Raw genomic sequence first — 16,187 nt, forward strand, 5'->3', positions numbered from 1 at the left:
GTCCTCAGCTTCCTCATCCTTTTCGCCGGCTTGCCGGTGAGGATATGACTCTTGTTTGCCCTGCTCCGCTTAATTTTTCCCGTCCCGGTGATTTTGAATCTCTTTGCGGCTCCTCTATGAGTCTTCAATTTCGGCATCTCAATCCTCCTGTATAATAATGTACCTTGCGGAATGGTCATCGAATATTTACGGATCGTCAATGAAGATCAGTCAGTCACAACTACTTGCTGCTCGGCGCTACTACCATGGTGATGTTCTTACCTTCCAGCTTTGGTGTCTGCTCTACAGCAAATTTCCCCGTGAGAAGCTGTGTCAACCGGTCAAAGACCTTCATCCCGAGGTCTGGTCGAATGATCTCCCTCCCTCTGAAGAACATCGTGACCTTCGCCTTATTGCCGTCATCGAGGAAGCGTCTTATATTCCTTGCCTTTAGTTCGAGGTCATGGTCATCGATCTGCGGCCTCAACTTGACCTCCTTTACCTCGATCTTCTTGCCCGATGCATGTTTCTTTCCTAACTGGTATTTGTACTTGCCGAAGTCCATGATCTTGCAGACAGGCGGGACAGAGTTCGGCGCAACCTCGACAAGGTCGAGTTCCCGTTCCTCCGCAAGTCTCAGGGCTTCCCTTGTCGGAATAATGCCAGTCTGTTTCCCGTCGGCATCAATAAGCCGCACCGTTTTCGCATGAATTCTTTCGTTTACCCGTATGTCTTTTCCGATATCCTTTCCTATGATATCACCTCCTGAGTTTAATATCCTCGCACACAAGTTCCAAAAAACACTGTTCCGACAAGGGCGCAAGGGTTTCCCCGTTCCGCCTCCTGACGGACAGCTTCTCCTCTGAAGCTTCTTTGTCGCCTATTATAACCAAATAGGGGATCTTTCTGATAGTGGCGCCCCTGATCTTATGACCGATCTTTTCGTTCTCACTGTTTACCTCAGTCCGTATACCTTCAGCATTCAGTCTGTTCGCAACGCTCAAGGCATAATCTGCGTGTCGCTCTGCGATCGTCAACAGGGCAACCTGAACCGGCGAGAGCCAGACCGGGAAAAGGCCCGCATAATGCTCTATGAGGATACCGAAAAATCGTTCGAGGGATCCCATGAGCGCCCTGTGTATCATAATCGGTCTGTGCTCCCTGCCGTCACTGCCCCGGTACGTGACGTCAAATCTCTCAGGGTTGTTGAAATCCATCTGGATGGTGCTGCACTGCCAAGATCTGCTCAGAGAGTCCTTGATCTTGATGTCGATCTTCGGTCCGTAAAATGCGCCTCCGCCTTCATCCACCTCATAGGAGAGCCCCTTCTCTTCCAGTGCGTGCTTCAGGGCGTTTATCGACCGCTCCCAGATCTCATCGGTGCCGACGTATTTTTCCGGCCTTGTGGAAAGATAGATGTCATAGGCATCGAAACCGAAGGTGGAGAGAATGAAGAGCGTAAAATCGAGGGTCTTGGCGACTTCTTCCTCCATCTGGTCTTCACGGGCGAAGATGTGGGCATCGTCCTGGGTGAAGCCCCTCACGCGCATGAGCCCGTGGAGAACACCAGAGCGTTCGAAGCGGTAGACCGTCCCCAGTTCGGCGTAACCTATGGGCAAGTCCCGGTAACTTCTGAGATGGCTCTTGTAAACGGCGATATGAAAGGGACAGTTCATGGGCTTGATCTCGTATTCGACGTTCTCAACTTCCATGGGAGCGTACATATTCTCACGGTAAAAATCCCAATGGCCGCTCTTCTTCCAGAGATCGACCTTTGCCATATGAGGCGTATAGAGCAGTTTATACCCAGACTTCAGGTGCTCTTCCCGCCAGAAGTCCTCTATGGCCTTTCTGATGATTGCACCGTTGGGATGCCAGAGTATCAAGCCGGCTCCGATGTCATCGGTTATGCTGAAGAGATCGAGTTCCTTCCCGAGTTTCCTGTGGTCTCTCTTCTTTACCTCTTCGAGGAAGGTTAAGTACTCTTTGAGGTCCTTCTCCTTCGAAAAGGCGGTGCCGTAAATGCGCTGGAGCATCTTATTTTTCTCATCACCCCTCCAGTAGGCCCCTGCGATGCTGACGAGCTTGAAGGCTTTGATGAACCCCGTTGAAGGGACGTGAGGGCCGCGGCATAAATCAACGAAACCGTTTTCTTCATAGAGCGAGACCTCATCATCTGCTATTTCATTGAGGAGCTCAACCTTGTATACCTCCCCTGTCTTCCCGAAGAGTTCGATAGCGTCCTCCCGCTTGATGACCTTTCTCCGAAAGGGAATATTGCTCCGGATGATCTCTGCCATCTTCTCTTCAATCCTCGTAAGGTCTTCCGGGGTTAAGGGTCTCTCTATATCGAAGTCGTAATAGAACCCTTCCTCTGTTGAGGGGCCGATCGCGAGCCTGGCCGCGGGGAAAAGCTCTTTCACCGCATGAGCCATAACATGTGAAGCGCTGTGACGGTAGATATCCAGCCCCTCCTTTGAGTCGGGGAGGACCGGCTCCACAACCGAGTCATTTCCGAGATCCTTCAAAGAAGAGATATCCGTCAGATTGCCCTGGACTTTCAGTGCTATGGCGCCCGCCTTTTTCAGTCTCGACTCTGCTTCCGCAAGCCCTGCCGAAACCTCGCTCCCGTCTGCATACCGTATCTTAATGTCTCCACCTCCTCGAAAATCGAGCACTATATTACCTGATTTTATTTTTGTATTTCAATATTTTTTCGGGTTTGTGGTCTGAAGGAGACATTGACAAAAGGAGGATCACTCCCTATAATTAAAAAATCAGAATTTCCAGGAGGTTGTCATGGCTGAAGGCATTCTTGATGTAACAGGCACGAGCTGGGATAAAGAGATTGTTCAGAATCAGGGTTTGACCATGGTCGATTTCTGGGCAGTGTGGTGCGGGCCCTGCCGGATGATAGCGCCCACCGTCGAGGAACTCGCAAAGGAATATGCAGGAAGACTCAAGGTGGCAAAACTGAACACCGATGAGAACCCGGACATCGCGAGTCGTTACAAGATCATGGGTATCCCGACCATCATCTTCTTTAAGGACGGCGAGAAAGTCGACCAGGTTGTCGGCGCGGTACCCAAACCGCAGCTCAAGGCAAAAATCGACTCCCTCCTTGCCCCCTGAGACCTATCCGGACTCTTCTGTTCCTCGGGATCCTGAAAGGCAGGCCATGAGAAGATTTCCCTCAAGAGCATCTTCAGCAGTCATCTGTCTGCTGGCGCTGGCTCTTTTTGTATTGTCCTGCACGCGAGAAAAAGAGAGGGTCCTGGAAGAAGGCAAGGCGCCAGGCTTCACCCTCACTGATCTTCAGGGGACGAAGGTCAGCCTCTCCGGCTTCAGGGGGAAGGTTGTCCTCCTTGAGTTCTGGGCAACGTGGTGTCCTCCTTGCAGGGAATCGATACCGGAGCTGAACAGGCTCTATGACAAATACCGGGACAAGGGCTTAACCGTTATCGGCATATCCATGGATAAAGGTGGGGACGTCTCTTCCACCGTCGGGTCTTTTATGAAGGAGCAGGGCGTCGTCTATCCGGTATTGATTGATGATGGGAAGGTGAGCGCCCTCTATGGCGTGACGAGTATCCCCGCCATGTTCATCGTAGACAAAGAGGGGAAGATGGTGAAGAAGTTTGTCGGGTTCATTCCGGGACTCGCTGAAAACCTCTCCCGGGAGATCGAGGCACTCCTGTAATGCTTGAAGCGCTGAGCGAGAAGCTCGAATCGATATTCAAGAGATTGAGAAGCAGAGGTATCCTCAAGGAAGAGGATATCGATGCAGCCATGAAGGAGGTGCGTCTCGCGCTCCTCGAGGCGGATGTCAATTTCAGGGTGGTAAAGGATTTTATTGAGAACGTGAAGACGAAGGCTGTGGGAAAGGAAGTCCTCGAGAGTCTTACCCCAGGTCAGCAGGTTGTCAAGATTGTCCATAGTGAACTCTGTGGGCTTTTGGGGGGGAGCGGCAGCAAGATACACCTCTCTCCCAATCCCCCTACCATTATCATGATGGTCGGTCTCCATGGTTCAGGAAAGACCACGACCTCTGCAAAACTGGCCAGACTCTTCAAGCGGGAGGGAAGGAGGCCGATGCTTGTAGCCGCTGACCTTCAGCGTCCTGCTGCGATTGACCAGCTCATAACCCTCGGCAGGCAGATCGATGTGCCGGTCTTTTCTTCGAAAGATACCAAGGACCCTGTGAAGCTCTCTGCCGAGGCTCTGAAGAAAGCCAGACTCGATGCTCATGACGTGATGATCCTCGATACGGCGGGCAGGCTCCATATCGATGAGAGCCTTATGAAGGAATTGGGTGAGATAAAGACCGAGGTTGTTCCGAAGGAGATACTCTTTGTGGCGGATGCCATGACCGGCCAGGATGCTGTGAATATCGCGAAGAACTTTAACGACCAGATCGGCATTGATGGAATCGTCCTCACGAAAATGGACGGAGATGCGCGAGGGGGCGCTGCGCTCTCGATCAGGTCGATCACCGGGAAGCCGATCAAGTTTGTCGGCGTGGGCGAGAAGATCGATATGCTTGAGCCCTTCCATCCTGACAGACTGGCTTCAAGGATCCTCGGGATGGGCGATGTCCTTACGCTCATCGAGCAGGCCCAGCAGGCATTTGACGTGAAGGAGGCCGAGAAACTTCAGGAGAAGATCCTCGGAGAATCCTTCACCTTTGAAGACCTGAGGGACCAATTGAAGAAGGTGCGGAGTATGGGACCCATAGAGAACATCCTGAACATGATCCCAGGGCTCGGGGGTAGGATGAAGAACGTCTCCGTTGATGAGAGAGAGTTTGTCAAGACAGAGGCGATCATTAATTCCATGACAAGGGAAGAAAGAAAGAACCATAACCTCATCAATGGGAACAGGAGGCGAAGGATAGCCTCCGGGAGCGGGACGACGGTCACCGACGTTAACCGAGTTATTAAACAATATGTCGAAATGAAGAAGATGCTGAAGATGTTTAAAGGCAAGAAGGGTCTCCGCGTGCCAAAGGGCTTTCCTTTTTAGCACCTTCACTCCTTGTTGCTGAAGGCAGAAGGTCTCGGGGTTTACTTTCATCGGGAAATATATTACAATTCAGATCACAGCATGAAGGAGGTGAATCGTTGGTCAAGATCAGATTAACAAGATTGGGAGCGCATAAGAAACCTTTTTACCGCGTCATTGTATCGGACTCCAGAGCGAGAAGAGACGGACCTTTTATAGAGATTCTCGGGACCTACGATCCCCAGAAGGGTGTATCGGAGACGAAGATCGACTTGGATAGGGCAAAGCACTGGTTAGACCGGGGAGCACAGCCTACTGACGTCGCGAAGAAGCTTTTGCAGAGGGCGGGTCTTTAGGAGGCTCACAACTCGTACGGAGGTGGACGGAGATGAAAGAATTAGTCGAAGCAATGGCTAAAGCTCTGGTTGACAGGCCTGAAGAGGTTGCCGTTAAGGAAGTGGACGGTGAAAAGACGACGGTCTTCGAACTCAGGGTGGCTCCGAGTGATCTCGGGAAAGTTATCGGCAAACAGGGTAAGACCGCACGATCCATGAGGACCATCCTCGGAGCAGCTGGCACGAAGATAGGGAAACGCTGTGTGCTCGAGATCCTCGAATAAGAACCATAAAGAAACGACGTTTGGAGTGCCAGGGCATATCTCCTGAACTCCAGACTATTTCTCTCTTCCTCAATCCACGACGTACGTCCGAGATGAGTCCTTCCTGTTCTTCGCAGAAACATCCTTGTCCGCCTTGACGGAACGGTGACAAGGCAATATACTCATGGAGCTATGGAATGGAAATGAAAGAGGCAGAGAAGCTCTTTCGGAAAGGGTTGGATGCTCTTGCTCAGGGCGACACCGTCTCGGCCCTTGCCGCCTTCGAGAAGACGACCAGGATTGACGACAATCCTGTCTATGCTTCCTATCTCGCCTTCTGTGTAGCGAAAGAGCGGGGACAGTTCCAGCTTGCTGTAACCATCTGTGAGAAATCGATAGCGCGGGAGCCCAAGAACGCCGTACACTATCTCAATCTCGGTAAGATCTATCTCCTTGGGAATAAAAAGGCTGACGCGATAAGGACATTCAGAGATGGCTTGCAGTATGGCGAGAACCAGGAGATCATTGATGAACTGGCAAGGCACGGGACACGAAAGCCTCCGGTCTTCCCTTTCCTGAGCAGGGGTAATTTCCTCAATAAATATACCGGTATTATTCTTAAAAAACTCGGCCTCCGATAGGAAGCTTCTCTCTAACGTTCTTTGGTTTTCTGGCAGCAGATTCGGCAGTAACCCTTTATCTCGAGGGTATGCTTAATCCCCCTGAACCCGGTTTCTCTGCAGAGCTCGTCCTGAAGAGCCTCGAGTTTTGGCGAAAAGACCTCAATGACCGCACCACACTGAACGCAGATAAGGTGGTCGTGATGTCCGTGACCGAAGGTGTGCTCATAGTGGGAATGCTTGTCATTCTTCTCGACCTGTTCAATGAGACCGCTCTCGAGGAGAAGCGGAAGGGTTCGGTAAATAGAGGCCCTTGATACGCTGACGGCCTTGTTCCTCATGCTTAGGAGGAGTTCTTCAGGATCGAAGTGGCCATGAAAGTCAAAGACCTCAACAAGGATCCTCTGTCTCTCCTTGGTAAATTTGAGGCCCTTCCTGGAGAGAAATGCTCTAAATATCTTATCCTCCATGCTCTATTCTAAATAATACGGGGTTATCTTTCAATGCGAAAGAGGGGCCGGAGGAGTGAAGAGGTTTCAGACGTTTTGTGCGCAGTCAAGAATCCTTTTGTCAGTCACGATCTTGTGAACCGGTATGTCGTGCGGCTCTGAAGGGACAAAATCGATGATCTGCTCTTCGTAGGCGAGAGCGATTAAGGGGATCTGTTTTTTCAATCCTGCCAGCAGCATGTCGTAATAGCCAGCCCCGTACCCCAGCCTGTTGCCCCTCGCATCGAATGCCGCACCCGGCATGATGATGAGATCGGAGTCGTTTACATCTCTTTCCCTCTCGAGGGCTACGTCCGGTTCGGGGATGCCCATATGGCCGGTCGTCAGCTCCCGGATGTCCAGAATTTCAAAGAGCTTCAATCTTCTCAGGTGTCTGTCAACAAGGGGAACGATCACCCCCTTCCCGGTACTGAGAAATTCCTGTAACAGCTGGATCGTTGAGACCTCGGAACGAAAGGAACAGAAGGAAAATACACGTGCTGCCTGTTGGCATTCAGAAAGGGAAAGGAGCCGCTCCCTGATACAGGCGTCTTTGATTTGCCTCTCGTTTACGTCGAGGGCATTTCGTATGCCGAGGACTTCCTGTCTGATGCGGGACTTCTCATTCAACGCTACCCTCCAGAACGGCCTTGATCTTCGATATGTCATCAACGGCGCTCTTCGTGTTGAAGGGGGAGATGCCGGCTATGTCGGATTCCATGATTTCATGGCTGAATCTGACGGAGCCGAGAAGGTGAGCGTCGGGAAGCTGTTTTCGTATAAATTCGAGGTCCTCTTCTCCCCTCACCTTGTTCGCGACGACGAATACTTTTTTTACTCCAAGACCCGTTGCAAGTTCTTTTACCGTATTGGCCGTCTGTATGCTCCGCTGGCCCGGCTCCACAACAACGATAAAGCCGTCAACAGCTTCCGTTGTGCCCCTCGTGAGATGCTCTATTCCGGCCTCCATATCGACAATGACAATCTCGTCCCGATTGAGCACGAGATGTCTGAGAAGTCTCCTCAAGAATACGTTTTCAGGGCAGTAGCATCCCGAAGCCGCCTCTTTTGACTTGCCTGTTACGAGGAGCACAATATTGCCGGCGCGGTAACCAAACTCCTCAGGGATGTCGTCGACCTTCGGGTTGAGCTTGAAGACGCCACCGCTGCTCCCTGGTCGTGCGCCCATCCGCTCCTCAATAACATCGGTCATCTCTGCTATGGGACGAATCTTCGAAGCCTTGTCAGAGGGGATTCCGAGTGCTGCGGCAAGGTTCGCATCGGGGTCTGCATCGACGGCGATGACCCTTCTTCCCTCTGCCGCATAGAGATGGCTCAAAACGGCCGAAAGTGTTGTCTTCCCGACACCTCCCTTACCTGTTATCGCCAGTTTCATCACGTTATTATACCATAGAGAGCAGGGCTCATCCCTACCGCGTCAGGCGCGCAGCTTTATTGATCGCGGGGTCTGCTTTCGTTGACACCCAACTTTTTTTCCTGATATAGTTAAGTTCTCGGTACAAAAAGACATGGAATTGTATAGATGGTTTGACATGACTCTTGCTCCTCCCCCCACCAGAGATAACAGGAGAAACAGAGCCGTTCTTGAAGGACCTGAGGTCACATGAGTCTTGTTGGGAGGCTCGAAGATCTCGCCCTCGCTGACATCCTTCAGATACTAAGCATCGGGAAGAAGACAGGGACCCTTACCATCAGGGGCGACGGTGAAAACTCCTTTATCGTCTTTAAGAACGGACTGATTGTGAGGGCCGAGACGAGTATGCTCGAGAGGAGTATGGGCCATGACCTCGTAAGGCATGGGATCGTCAAGGAGCATGTCCTGAAGACGGCAACGGAACTCAAGAGAAAGCTGCCCACAAAGTCTATCGCTGAAATACTCTACGAGCTCAATTCCGTGAGCAGGGAACAGATGGAACGAGCCGGGAAGAAGAGGATAGAGAAGGTCATCTCCCGCCTTGTAACGATCAGCAGCGGTGATTTCCGGTTTGAGCTGGACAGCCTTGATCCGGGCAGCTATGGAGAGATAGATGATACGGGCTGGGAGATCTCGAAAGGTCTGAGCGCCCAGTACCTTCTCATGGAAGGAGCGCGGATCCATGACGAACAGGCGGTCGGTCAGTCTGAGAAGGAAGACCTCTCGGGTGAGGAAAGCGATGAAGGGTGGGGAGAAGACGAGCAGTCCACTGCCGCAGAAAGACGGGATATCTTCGCCCTGAAATCTCTCACCCAGGAACTGAGGTTTCCGAATTCCATGTCAGAGATAACCCTGCTCATCCTCAGATTTGCCAGTGACGTCTTCGAGAGGGGTGTCCTCTTTCTTGTCGGCGATTACGAACTGACGGGTTTGGGCCAGTTCGGACTGGAGATCGACGGGGCTGATGAGAAGATACGGGAGATTGTTATCCCCTATGAGGACAGTCCCTTTCTGAAGGGACTTGTGGCGGCTGGACGTCCTTATGAGGGCCCTATGGGGGAAGACCGTTTCACGGAGTTTCTTCTTCGGGAGATCGGTGAAAAGCGGCCCTCGAAGGTCGCCTTCTTCCCTGTTATAGCGGAGAACAGGGTGGTTGCCCTTCTCTATTGCGATAATTCCCTTACGGGTGCGGATTTTTGCCGTGCCGAAGGCCTTGAGATATTCATCGATCAGGCCGGACTCGCCCTCGAGAAAACGTTGCTCGAGAAGAGACTTCAGGAGATTCAGAGGAGGACGGGTTCCTCATGATTTTTCTCGTCTTGATCTGATAAACTGTTACGAAGTTCTATCGGAGGTAAGGTGAGTTCACTGCTCATTGTAGAAGATTCTGCTGCGACTAGGGCGCTGATACGGAGTGCGATAGAGGAGATCGGTGAAGACCTTAGTACGGTGGAAGCTGCATCGGGGTTTGAGGCGCTGAAACTGCTCCCGACCGAGAACTTTGATCTTATCATTACAGATATCAACATGCCTGACATCAACGGGCTCGAACTCATCCATTTTGTTAAGACAAATCCCCGATACAGTGGTATCCCCGTCATCATCGTCACTACGGAGAGGAGTAAGGAGGATAAAGAGCGAGGATTGGCGCTTGGCGCGAGCGCATATGTGATAAAGCCTTTCAGGGCAGAAGAACTTCAGGAAGCGATAACCCGTATCCTGAACAGATGAAATCGTCAAGAAAGGATTTTGTCGCCGAGTCGGGAGATCTTCTGGAAGAAGGAGGAAGACTCCTTCTCGAGATCCAGGAGACCTCCAGTGCCGGCGTTAATCCTGACACCATCAATGCCCTCTTCCGTACCTTCCATACGATCAAGGGGATCTGCGGCCTCTTCGGCTTCAAGGATATTGCCGATTTCAGCCACGCCCTTGAGTCCCTCCTTGATGATATCAGGCTCGGAAGGATCGAGATTTCCGACGATGTCGTAGCCTTCCTCTTCTCTAACATCGATATCCTGAAGAGGACCGTCGAGGATATCGCCAATGACAGGGAATATAGTGTCTCCGATGGCCAGAAGGAGCTAGCATCGTTCCTTGAGTCACGAAAGGGCGGACAGGAATCTCAAAAGGCGGCAGACCCCTTCAAGAGCATGGATACCTCCATTCTCAAGGCCCTCTCAGAGTATGAAGAACACCGATTAAAGACGAACGTAAAAGAGGGCAAGGGAATCTACCTTGCCAAGACCGTCTTCAGCCTTACTGACTTCGACAAAGGGCTCACCGAGTTGACGAAGCTCATAAAGTCACAGGGCGAACTGCTTGCTACGCTCCCGACGTCTACGGATCTCCCTCCTGACGTCATTGGATTTAATCTCCTCTTCGGGAGTATCAAGACCCCTGAAGATCTGAGGAAGCTCCTGAATCTTGAGATCGAAATCATGAAACCGGGTGAAGTGAAACCGGCTCCCCTCCAGGCGCCCGCAGCCCCGCAGCCGCCCGCCCCAAAGGCCCAGGATGGGTCCCTGAAGAGTTCAACGACATCGGTCAGGGTCGATATCGAAAAACTAGACAGGATCCTGAATACGATCAGCGAACTTTCTCTCGCAAAGGCGGCCACTGACAGGATAGCGGCTGAAATGGCTGTAGCCTATGGTCAAACAGGCCTCGTCATCGATATCCTGAAGATCACCCAGACTCTGAGGAAGAAGATAGCGGAACTCCAGGAGCAGGTGCTTGAGATCAGGATGGTGCCGATCGGTCAGATATTTTCACGGCTCAGCCAGGTCGTCCGGCGGTATTCCCGAGAGACGGGGAAACAGATAGAACTCCTCTTTTACGGTGAGGAGACAGAGATCGACAAGTTCCTCGCTGAAGAGATCGTCGATCCCCTCATGCATACCGTCCGCAACGCTATGGACCATGGGATAGAGCCGCCTGAGGAGCGGAGGAAGGCAGGCAAGAAAGAAGCCGGGACGATAACCCTCAAGGCCTTTCAGCGGGGCCACCACGTGGTTGTTGAGGTGAAGGATGACGGCGCCGGGATAAATACGGAGGCTGTGGAAAAAAAGGCAAGAGAGAAGGGTCTTGTTCCTGATGGCGTGAAATTGGAGGAGAAGGATATTCTCGATTTCATCTTCCTGCCCGGGTTCAGCACGAAGACAACGGTAAGCGAGGTCTCAGGGAGAGGGGTAGGGATGGATGTGGTCAGATCAAAACTCCTGCCCTTTGGCGGTTTTGTAGACCTCAGCACCGAGAGGGGCAAGGGAACGACCTTCATGCTTACCATGCCGATTACCCTTGCCATCGTGAAGGCCCTTTTTGTCAGGGTAGGTACCGAGCGGTTTGCCGTGCCTCTCACCTCTTTGTCTGAGACGCTCGTCATAGAGGAGAAGGATCTCCAGACCATCGAAGGGAGAGAGGTCTATAACCTGCGGGGCGAAATGCTTCCGATCGTGAGCATCGCAAAGATCTTCGGTCTCGAGAGCGATTCCGTGGAACGGTTCTTTACGGTCGTGATCCGTTACGGCGACAAGAGTCTCGGCTTCCTTGTGGACGAACTGATAGGTCAGAATGAGATCGTTATAAAGTCCCTCGGTAATTATTTCACGAAGGTGCGGGGATTTGCTGGCGCAACGGAGATACGGAAACATCAGGTGATCCTTGTTCTCGATATGGAGTCAATTGTCGAAGAATCCGTCCCGAAGCAGAGGGGGGTTGTCCATGTATGAAGATTTTTACGGGTTTACGGCAAAGCCCTTTGCCAAGACGCCTGACCCGAAATTTCTTTTTCTGTCCAAAGTCCACGAGGAGGCCCTTGCTAGGCTTCACTATGCCGTTGAAGAGAAGGAGATCACCGTACTGACCGGGGAGATCGGCTGCGGGAAGACGACGCTCACCAGGGCTCTCATGGATTCCCTTGATGAGAGATACCGGGTGGTTCTTATTATCAATCCTCGACTCACATCGATCGAACTCATAAAGACCATCTGTTCACGGTTTGAGTGCGACTCCCGATCACCTTACAAGAATGACCTCATCGATAACCTTTATGCCCGGTTTTACGACGATTATCAATCAAGGATAACACCTGTCATTATTATCGATGAAGCCCATCTCATTCCTTACCGGGAGACCTTTGAAGAGATCAGGCTGCTGACAAACTTCCAGATGGATGATACCAACCTCATAAGTCTTATCCTCGTCGGTCAGCCGGAGCTGAAGAGGAAACTGGACTCTGAGGCCCTTGCCGCGCTCAGACAGAGGGTCGGACTCTTCTATCACCTCGGGATGATAAGAGCGGATGAGGTAAGGGGATACGTGGAGCACAGGATGAAAGCCGGCGGAAGAGACGGCCCCCTCTTTACCGACAGTGCCCTCACGTCCCTTTACATCTATTCGAGGGGGATACCGAGGATCATCAACAGTCTCGCAACAATGGCGCTCCTTGAAGGTTTCGCGCAGGATGCCCCGATGATCGATGACGGTATTATTTTATCTGCTGCAAAGGAGATCGGTCTCAATGGATATCGCAAAGATCAGGAAGAAGAGTAAGGATACCGGAACGGCTGCGCAGCGGCCGGCTGAACCGGCAACGGATATCATTCGCGATGAGGCCGTGCAGCGTCCCACATCGTCGCTGACGGGGACAGCATCGGAAGAGGGACAGGTTTCCGAAGGGCGCAAAGAGGAGCCCGATGCCGCTACTATAGAACTCCTCACCTTTGCTCTTGCAAGGGAGGAATATGCATTCAGGATCGACGACGTCCACGAGATCATCAAACCCCAAAGGGTAACAAAGATCCCGCGGTCTGAGCACTATCTTATCGGTATCACATCCCTCAGGGGGAGGATCATACCTGTCCTTGACCTGAAAAAGAGACTTTCTCTTGTCGAGGGAGGCGCAAAAAATACACGACAGAAGATCCTCATTCTCAAGGGGCCGAAGGGACCTATCGGCGCCATGGTCGACAGGGTTATCGGCGTGATAAGGCCTCAGGCGTCGAAGATCGGAGAGACGCCTGCCCATCTCAAGGAAGGAGAGACAAAGTTTATTGAAGGTGTTGCCCTTCTCGACGGAAGGTTCATATCCATTATAAAGACGACGGAGGCCATGAATATAGAGTGAAACCGCCAGCCCTCTGGGGCAGAAAGTTTCATTGTTCATGTTCATTCTTGATGACATTGCCGGAGGCATAATGAAAAAGAGTCTTGAAATCAAGGTGGTCGGGATTGTCGCAGGCATGGTTCTTGCTTTTGGTCTTGTGGCGGGGCTGATGTCTTTGTACATTCAGCGCGCCACCGTGCTCAGCATGACTGGGTCGAGCAGCGAAACGACTGCGCGTGTTGTTCATGGAGAGATCAGTCTTGCCATGCTTGAGGGTAAGGCGGATGTCATCCGCGAGAGCGTCGCAAATCTCAAGAAGATCAGCACGGTGGAAGAGATAACGGTCGTCAATTCCGAGGGAAGGGAGGCTTTCAACCCTAATTCACCGGTCAAAGATTCCGCTATGATTGAAGAATTCAGGCGAGGCAGGGAGAGTTTTTCAAACAGGGAAGGCGGGAGATTCATTTACTCCATGCCTCTCTTCAATGCCCCCTCCTGTCAGAAATGCCACGGCACAGATAAACCACTCCTCGGTGCAGTGAAGATCTCCGTTTCGCTCGAAAGGGAATTCGCAGATGCAGCGAAAAGGACCTCGCTCATGGTCTCTTTCATGCTCCTCCTGTCCCTGGGCTTCGGCTTCCTGCTCTGGATTATGTTGAGAAGGATGCTCGTATCCCCGATCAAGGCCATCGAGGCATCTGCAATGAACATTGGAGAGGGTGACCTGTCTTTTGACACCGATATCAGGGGCGATGACGAATTGGGGAGACTGAGCAGGCTGCTGAAAGAGTCTTCCATGTCATTGGGCGGGATATTCGTGAGGATAAAGGATCTCTCCGGCAGGATAGCAAGGGTTGCTGAAGGCGTTGAAGAGGAGTCGGGGAATCTTGTGAGGGGCGCCGAGGTGGAGGCCGAGGCGGTCAGCAACATCCTGAAATCAGTCGAGGAGATCAATGAAAATGCCGCTGTGATCGCTGATGGTACCGAGGGACTTGCAGCCTCGGTGGAAGAGACATCCTCATCGATGGAAGAGATGGTATCGAGCATCGGTACCGTCAATGCGAACATCCACGAGCTCTCATCAGCGGTGGAGACCACATCATCCTCTATCGAGGAGCTCTCCGCGACGATCGGTGAGGTGGCTGCCAGTGCATCTGAGCTTGCCGCTTCGGCCGAGGAGACCCTGTCGGCGATCTCTGAAATAACGGCAGCCGTCAGGGAGGTCGAGCAACATGCAAAGGAGTCAGCCCTCCAGTCGGAGAAGGTGACGAGCGAAGCAGCGACAATCGGAATGACATCGATGGAAAAGACGATCGAAGGCATGGGGAAGATCAAGACGTCCGTAGAACGCACCGCCACCTTTATCGAGAAGCTCGGAGGCAGGTCTGACGAGATCGACAAGATACTCACGGTGATCGATGACGTCACGGACCAGACTACCCTCCTTGCTTTGAACGCGGCTATTTTGGCTGCCCAGGCCGGGGAGCACGGTAAGGGCTTTTCGGTGGTGGCCGAGGAGATCAAGGAACTTGCCGAAAGAGCCGCATTCTCGACTCAGGAGATTGCGTCACTCATACAGTCCGTTCAGGAGGAAGTCAGGAACGCCGGTGATGCCGTGGAAGCGGGACTCGACTCCGTTGAACACGGCTTCAAACTGGCAAAGGACGCAGGTGACGCCTTGAAGAAGATACTCGACAGTTCGAGAAAATCTTCTGAGATGTCCCGTTTCATCGAGCGTTCGACAGCAGAGCAGGCGAAGGCTACCAAACTCGTTACCGGGGCCATGGGGCGAGTGAGGAGCATGATTGACCACATCGAGAAGGCCACCGCCGGAGAATCGAAGGGGATCATGCTCATTATTCAGGCAACGGAGAAGATGAGGGACGTATCGAGACAGGTCAGTAAAGCCATCGACGAGCAGAAGATCAGCAGCAGGCAGATATCGGGGGCTGTTGAGCTTACCGCTGAAAGAAGCCAGCGGATATCCCGTTCCTTATCGGACCATAAGTTCAGTTCGCAGTGTATTTTGAACGTTATTGATGGGGTAAAGGGAATCCCTGCTGAGAACCGCATGCTGGCGTTCAGGATAAGCAATTCCCTCAGGGATCTTCAGAAGTATGCCGAACTCCTGAGGACGGAGACCGAGCGTTTCAGGTTTTACAAGGGAGGCGATTCCGTAATGCGGCTTGGCGTTTTGCCTCTTGAGTCGCCGGCAGTCATGTTTAAGAAATTCGCTCCTTTGGCTCATTATCTGAGCAGAGCACTGGGAAGAACGGTGGAATTGAAAGTGGCCGTTGACTTTGAAAGCGCTTTAGAAGATATCGGGGAGAATATCACACAATTCTGCGTTATGGGGGCATCGACATATATTGAAGCCCAGAGGCGATACGGGGTAAAGGTTCTCGTCAAAGGCCTGCGGGACGGAAAGCCGTACCATCACTCGGCGATAATCACACGGGCCGACTCGGGCATACGGTCTGTGGGGGACTTACGGGGACGGTCTTTTGGTTTCGGTGATGCACGCTCGGCATCAGGCCATATCGCTCCGAGACTGATGCTGAAAGAGGCGGGAATAGGTCTTGATGACCTGAGGCATTACCATTTTTTCGGATATCACGACGAGGTGGCAAGGGCGGTCTTGAGGGGTGATGTTGATGCAGGTGCTGTCATTGATCCGGTGGCCCGGAAGTTCAGGGACGAGGGGCTCCAGATTCTCATGACCTCCGATGAGATACCCGAATTAAACATATGCGCAAACAAGTTCGTCAATGACGCCGATGTATCGCTCATGACGACGGTGCTTGTTTCCCTGAACGCCCTGACTGACGAGGGGAAAAGGGTGCTGAAATCGATTGATGAAAGTTATACCGGATTTGTCGATGCCCATGATGCTGACTATGACAGTGTCAGGCTCAAGATCTCGAAGCTGGGGATACGATAGGTATGATGATGAGAGTATGAA

18 protein-coding genes are annotated in these 16,187 nt (G+C 52.2%); 12 read left to right on the forward strand and 6 right to left on the reverse strand.

The genetic code is table 11. The features are described from left to right. From rpmI to thrS, 3 genes are all read right to left on the reverse strand, one after another. The coding region (gene rpmI, locus VFG09_13215) for a 50S ribosomal protein L35 (protein ID HET6516115.1) at positions 1-137 on the reverse strand (137 nt) is incomplete at its 3' end. An 83-nt stretch (positions 138-220) separates the two neighbouring features. Then, positions 221-802, reverse strand: a complete 582-nt coding sequence (gene infC / locus VFG09_13220; protein ID HET6516116.1) for a translation initiation factor IF-3 — start codon at positions 800-802, stop codon at positions 221-223. Then, on the reverse strand, positions 738-2,657 hold the full coding sequence (gene thrS, locus VFG09_13225; protein HET6516117.1) for a threonine--tRNA ligase: 1,920 nt from the start codon (positions 2,655-2,657) through the stop codon (positions 738-740). Before thrS ends, infC begins: the two co-directional genes overlap by 65 nt. Positions 2,658-2,778: 121 nt before the next feature. Here thrS and trxA point away from each other — a divergent pair, with 121 nt between their 5' ends. From trxA to VFG09_13255, 6 genes are all read left to right on the forward strand, one after another. Further along, positions 2,779-3,111, forward strand: coding sequence for a thioredoxin (gene trxA, locus VFG09_13230; protein ID HET6516118.1), 333 nt, complete (start codon positions 2,779-2,781; stop codon positions 3,109-3,111). 46 nt (positions 3,112-3,157) lie between these two features. Beyond that, positions 3,158-3,679: a TlpA disulfide reductase family protein gene (locus tag VFG09_13235; GenBank protein HET6516119.1), complete on the forward strand. Its 522-nt coding sequence runs from the start codon at positions 3,158-3,160 to the stop codon at positions 3,677-3,679. Continuing rightward, positions 3,679-5,001 (forward strand): signal recognition particle protein, encoded by a 1,323-nt coding sequence (ffh, locus tag VFG09_13240; GenBank protein ID HET6516120.1) that lies wholly within the window; start codon positions 3,679-3,681, stop codon positions 4,999-5,001. The genes VFG09_13235 and ffh overlap by 1 nt, the downstream gene beginning before the upstream one ends. Positions 5,002-5,099: 98 nt before the next feature. Next, on the forward strand, positions 5,100-5,336 hold the full coding sequence (rpsP, locus tag VFG09_13245) for a 30S ribosomal protein S16 (GenBank protein HET6516121.1): 237 nt from the start codon (positions 5,100-5,102) through the stop codon (positions 5,334-5,336). Positions 5,337-5,368: 32 nt separating this feature from the next. Next, positions 5,369-5,599, forward strand: coding sequence for a KH domain-containing protein (locus VFG09_13250; GenBank protein ID HET6516122.1), 231 nt, complete (start codon positions 5,369-5,371; stop codon positions 5,597-5,599). 176 nt (positions 5,600-5,775) lie between these two features. Continuing rightward, complete coding sequence (locus VFG09_13255; protein HET6516123.1) at positions 5,776-6,219, forward strand: tetratricopeptide repeat protein; 444 nt, start codon at positions 5,776-5,778, stop codon at positions 6,217-6,219. Positions 6,220-6,230: 11 nt separating this feature from the next. Here VFG09_13255 and VFG09_13260 read toward each other — a convergent pair whose 3' ends face one another. The 3 genes from VFG09_13260 to VFG09_13270 form a co-directional block, all read right to left on the reverse strand. Further along, a complete protein-coding gene (locus VFG09_13260; protein HET6516124.1) occupies positions 6,231-6,668 on the reverse strand; it encodes a transcriptional repressor in 438 nt (145 codons plus the stop codon). Between the two features lie 66 nt (positions 6,669-6,734). Continuing rightward, on the reverse strand, positions 6,735-7,316 hold the full coding sequence (locus VFG09_13265; protein HET6516125.1) for a 5-formyltetrahydrofolate cyclo-ligase: 582 nt from the start codon (positions 7,314-7,316) through the stop codon (positions 6,735-6,737). Next, a complete protein-coding gene (locus VFG09_13270; GenBank protein ID HET6516126.1) occupies positions 7,309-8,082 on the reverse strand; it encodes a carbon monoxide dehydrogenase accessory protein CooC in 774 nt (257 codons plus the stop codon). The genes VFG09_13265 and VFG09_13270 overlap by 8 nt, the downstream gene beginning before the upstream one ends. A gap of 228 nt (positions 8,083-8,310) precedes the next feature. On the opposite strand from VFG09_13270, the gene VFG09_13275 reads away from it, so the two are divergent. The 6 genes from VFG09_13275 to phnD all read left to right on the forward strand — a co-directional run bounded on the left by VFG09_13275 (position 8,311) and on the right by phnD (position 16,166). Further along, the gene (locus tag VFG09_13275; GenBank protein HET6516127.1) at positions 8,311-9,429 is read left to right on the forward strand and encodes a DUF4388 domain-containing protein; all 1,119 of its coding nucleotides are present in this window, start codon (positions 8,311-8,313) and stop codon (positions 9,427-9,429) included. 51 nt (positions 9,430-9,480) lie between these two features. Further along, positions 9,481-9,852, forward strand: coding sequence for a response regulator (locus tag VFG09_13280; GenBank protein ID HET6516128.1), 372 nt, complete (start codon positions 9,481-9,483; stop codon positions 9,850-9,852). Beyond that, positions 9,849-11,849: a chemotaxis protein CheA gene (locus VFG09_13285; protein HET6516129.1), complete on the forward strand. Its 2,001-nt coding sequence runs from the start codon at positions 9,849-9,851 to the stop codon at positions 11,847-11,849. The genes VFG09_13280 and VFG09_13285 overlap by 4 nt, the downstream gene beginning before the upstream one ends. Then, positions 11,842-12,672 (forward strand): AAA family ATPase, encoded by an 831-nt coding sequence (locus tag VFG09_13290; protein ID HET6516130.1) that lies wholly within the window; start codon positions 11,842-11,844, stop codon positions 12,670-12,672. The genes VFG09_13285 and VFG09_13290 overlap by 8 nt, the downstream gene beginning before the upstream one ends. Further along, positions 12,641-13,246 carry a chemotaxis protein CheW gene (locus VFG09_13295; protein HET6516131.1) on the forward strand — a complete coding sequence of 202 codons (606 nt, stop codon included), beginning with the start codon at positions 12,641-12,643 and terminating at the stop codon, positions 13,244-13,246. Before VFG09_13290 ends, VFG09_13295 begins: the two co-directional genes overlap by 32 nt. Positions 13,247-13,316: 70 nt before the next feature. After that, positions 13,317-16,166: a phosphate/phosphite/phosphonate ABC transporter substrate-binding protein gene (gene phnD, locus VFG09_13300; GenBank protein HET6516132.1), complete on the forward strand. Its 2,850-nt coding sequence runs from the start codon at positions 13,317-13,319 to the stop codon at positions 16,164-16,166. Positions 16,167-16,187: the final 21 nt, after the last annotated feature.

This window comes from Thermodesulfovibrionales bacterium, from assembly GCA_035686305.1.
GTDB lineage: Bacteria > Nitrospirota > Thermodesulfovibrionia > Thermodesulfovibrionales > UBA9159 > DASRZP01.

What these genes read in the sequence shown, in the direction of transcription:
- VFG09_13285 (HET6516129.1), top strand. Translation starts at nt 9,849, where the DNA reads ATGAAATCGTCAAGAAAGGATTTTGTCGCCGAGTCGGGAGATCTTCTG.
- VFG09_13235 (HET6516119.1), top strand. Translation starts at nt 3,158, where the DNA reads ATGAGAAGATTTCCCTCAAGAGCATCTTCAGCAGTCATCTGTCTGCTG.
- VFG09_13260 (HET6516124.1), bottom strand. Translation starts at nt 6,668, where the DNA reads ATGGAGGATAAGATATTTAGAGCATTTCTCTCCAGGAAGGGCCTCAAA.
- VFG09_13295 (HET6516131.1), top strand. Translation starts at nt 12,641, where the DNA reads ATGGATATCGCAAAGATCAGGAAGAAGAGTAAGGATACCGGAACGGCT.
- VFG09_13250 (HET6516122.1), top strand. Translation starts at nt 5,369, where the DNA reads ATGAAAGAATTAGTCGAAGCAATGGCTAAAGCTCTGGTTGACAGGCCT.
- VFG09_13270 (HET6516126.1), bottom strand. Translation starts at nt 8,082, where the DNA reads ATGAAACTGGCGATAACAGGTAAGGGAGGTGTCGGGAAGACAACACTT.
- phnD (HET6516132.1), top strand. Translation starts at nt 13,317, where the DNA reads ATGAAAAAGAGTCTTGAAATCAAGGTGGTCGGGATTGTCGCAGGCATG.
- ffh (HET6516120.1), top strand. Translation starts at nt 3,679, where the DNA reads ATGCTTGAAGCGCTGAGCGAGAAGCTCGAATCGATATTCAAGAGATTG.
- VFG09_13275 (HET6516127.1), top strand. Translation starts at nt 8,311, where the DNA reads ATGAGTCTTGTTGGGAGGCTCGAAGATCTCGCCCTCGCTGACATCCTT.
- VFG09_13255 (HET6516123.1), top strand. Translation starts at nt 5,776, where the DNA reads ATGGAAATGAAAGAGGCAGAGAAGCTCTTTCGGAAAGGGTTGGATGCT.
- VFG09_13290 (HET6516130.1), top strand. Translation starts at nt 11,842, where the DNA reads ATGTATGAAGATTTTTACGGGTTTACGGCAAAGCCCTTTGCCAAGACG.
- trxA (HET6516118.1), top strand. Translation starts at nt 2,779, where the DNA reads ATGGCTGAAGGCATTCTTGATGTAACAGGCACGAGCTGGGATAAAGAG.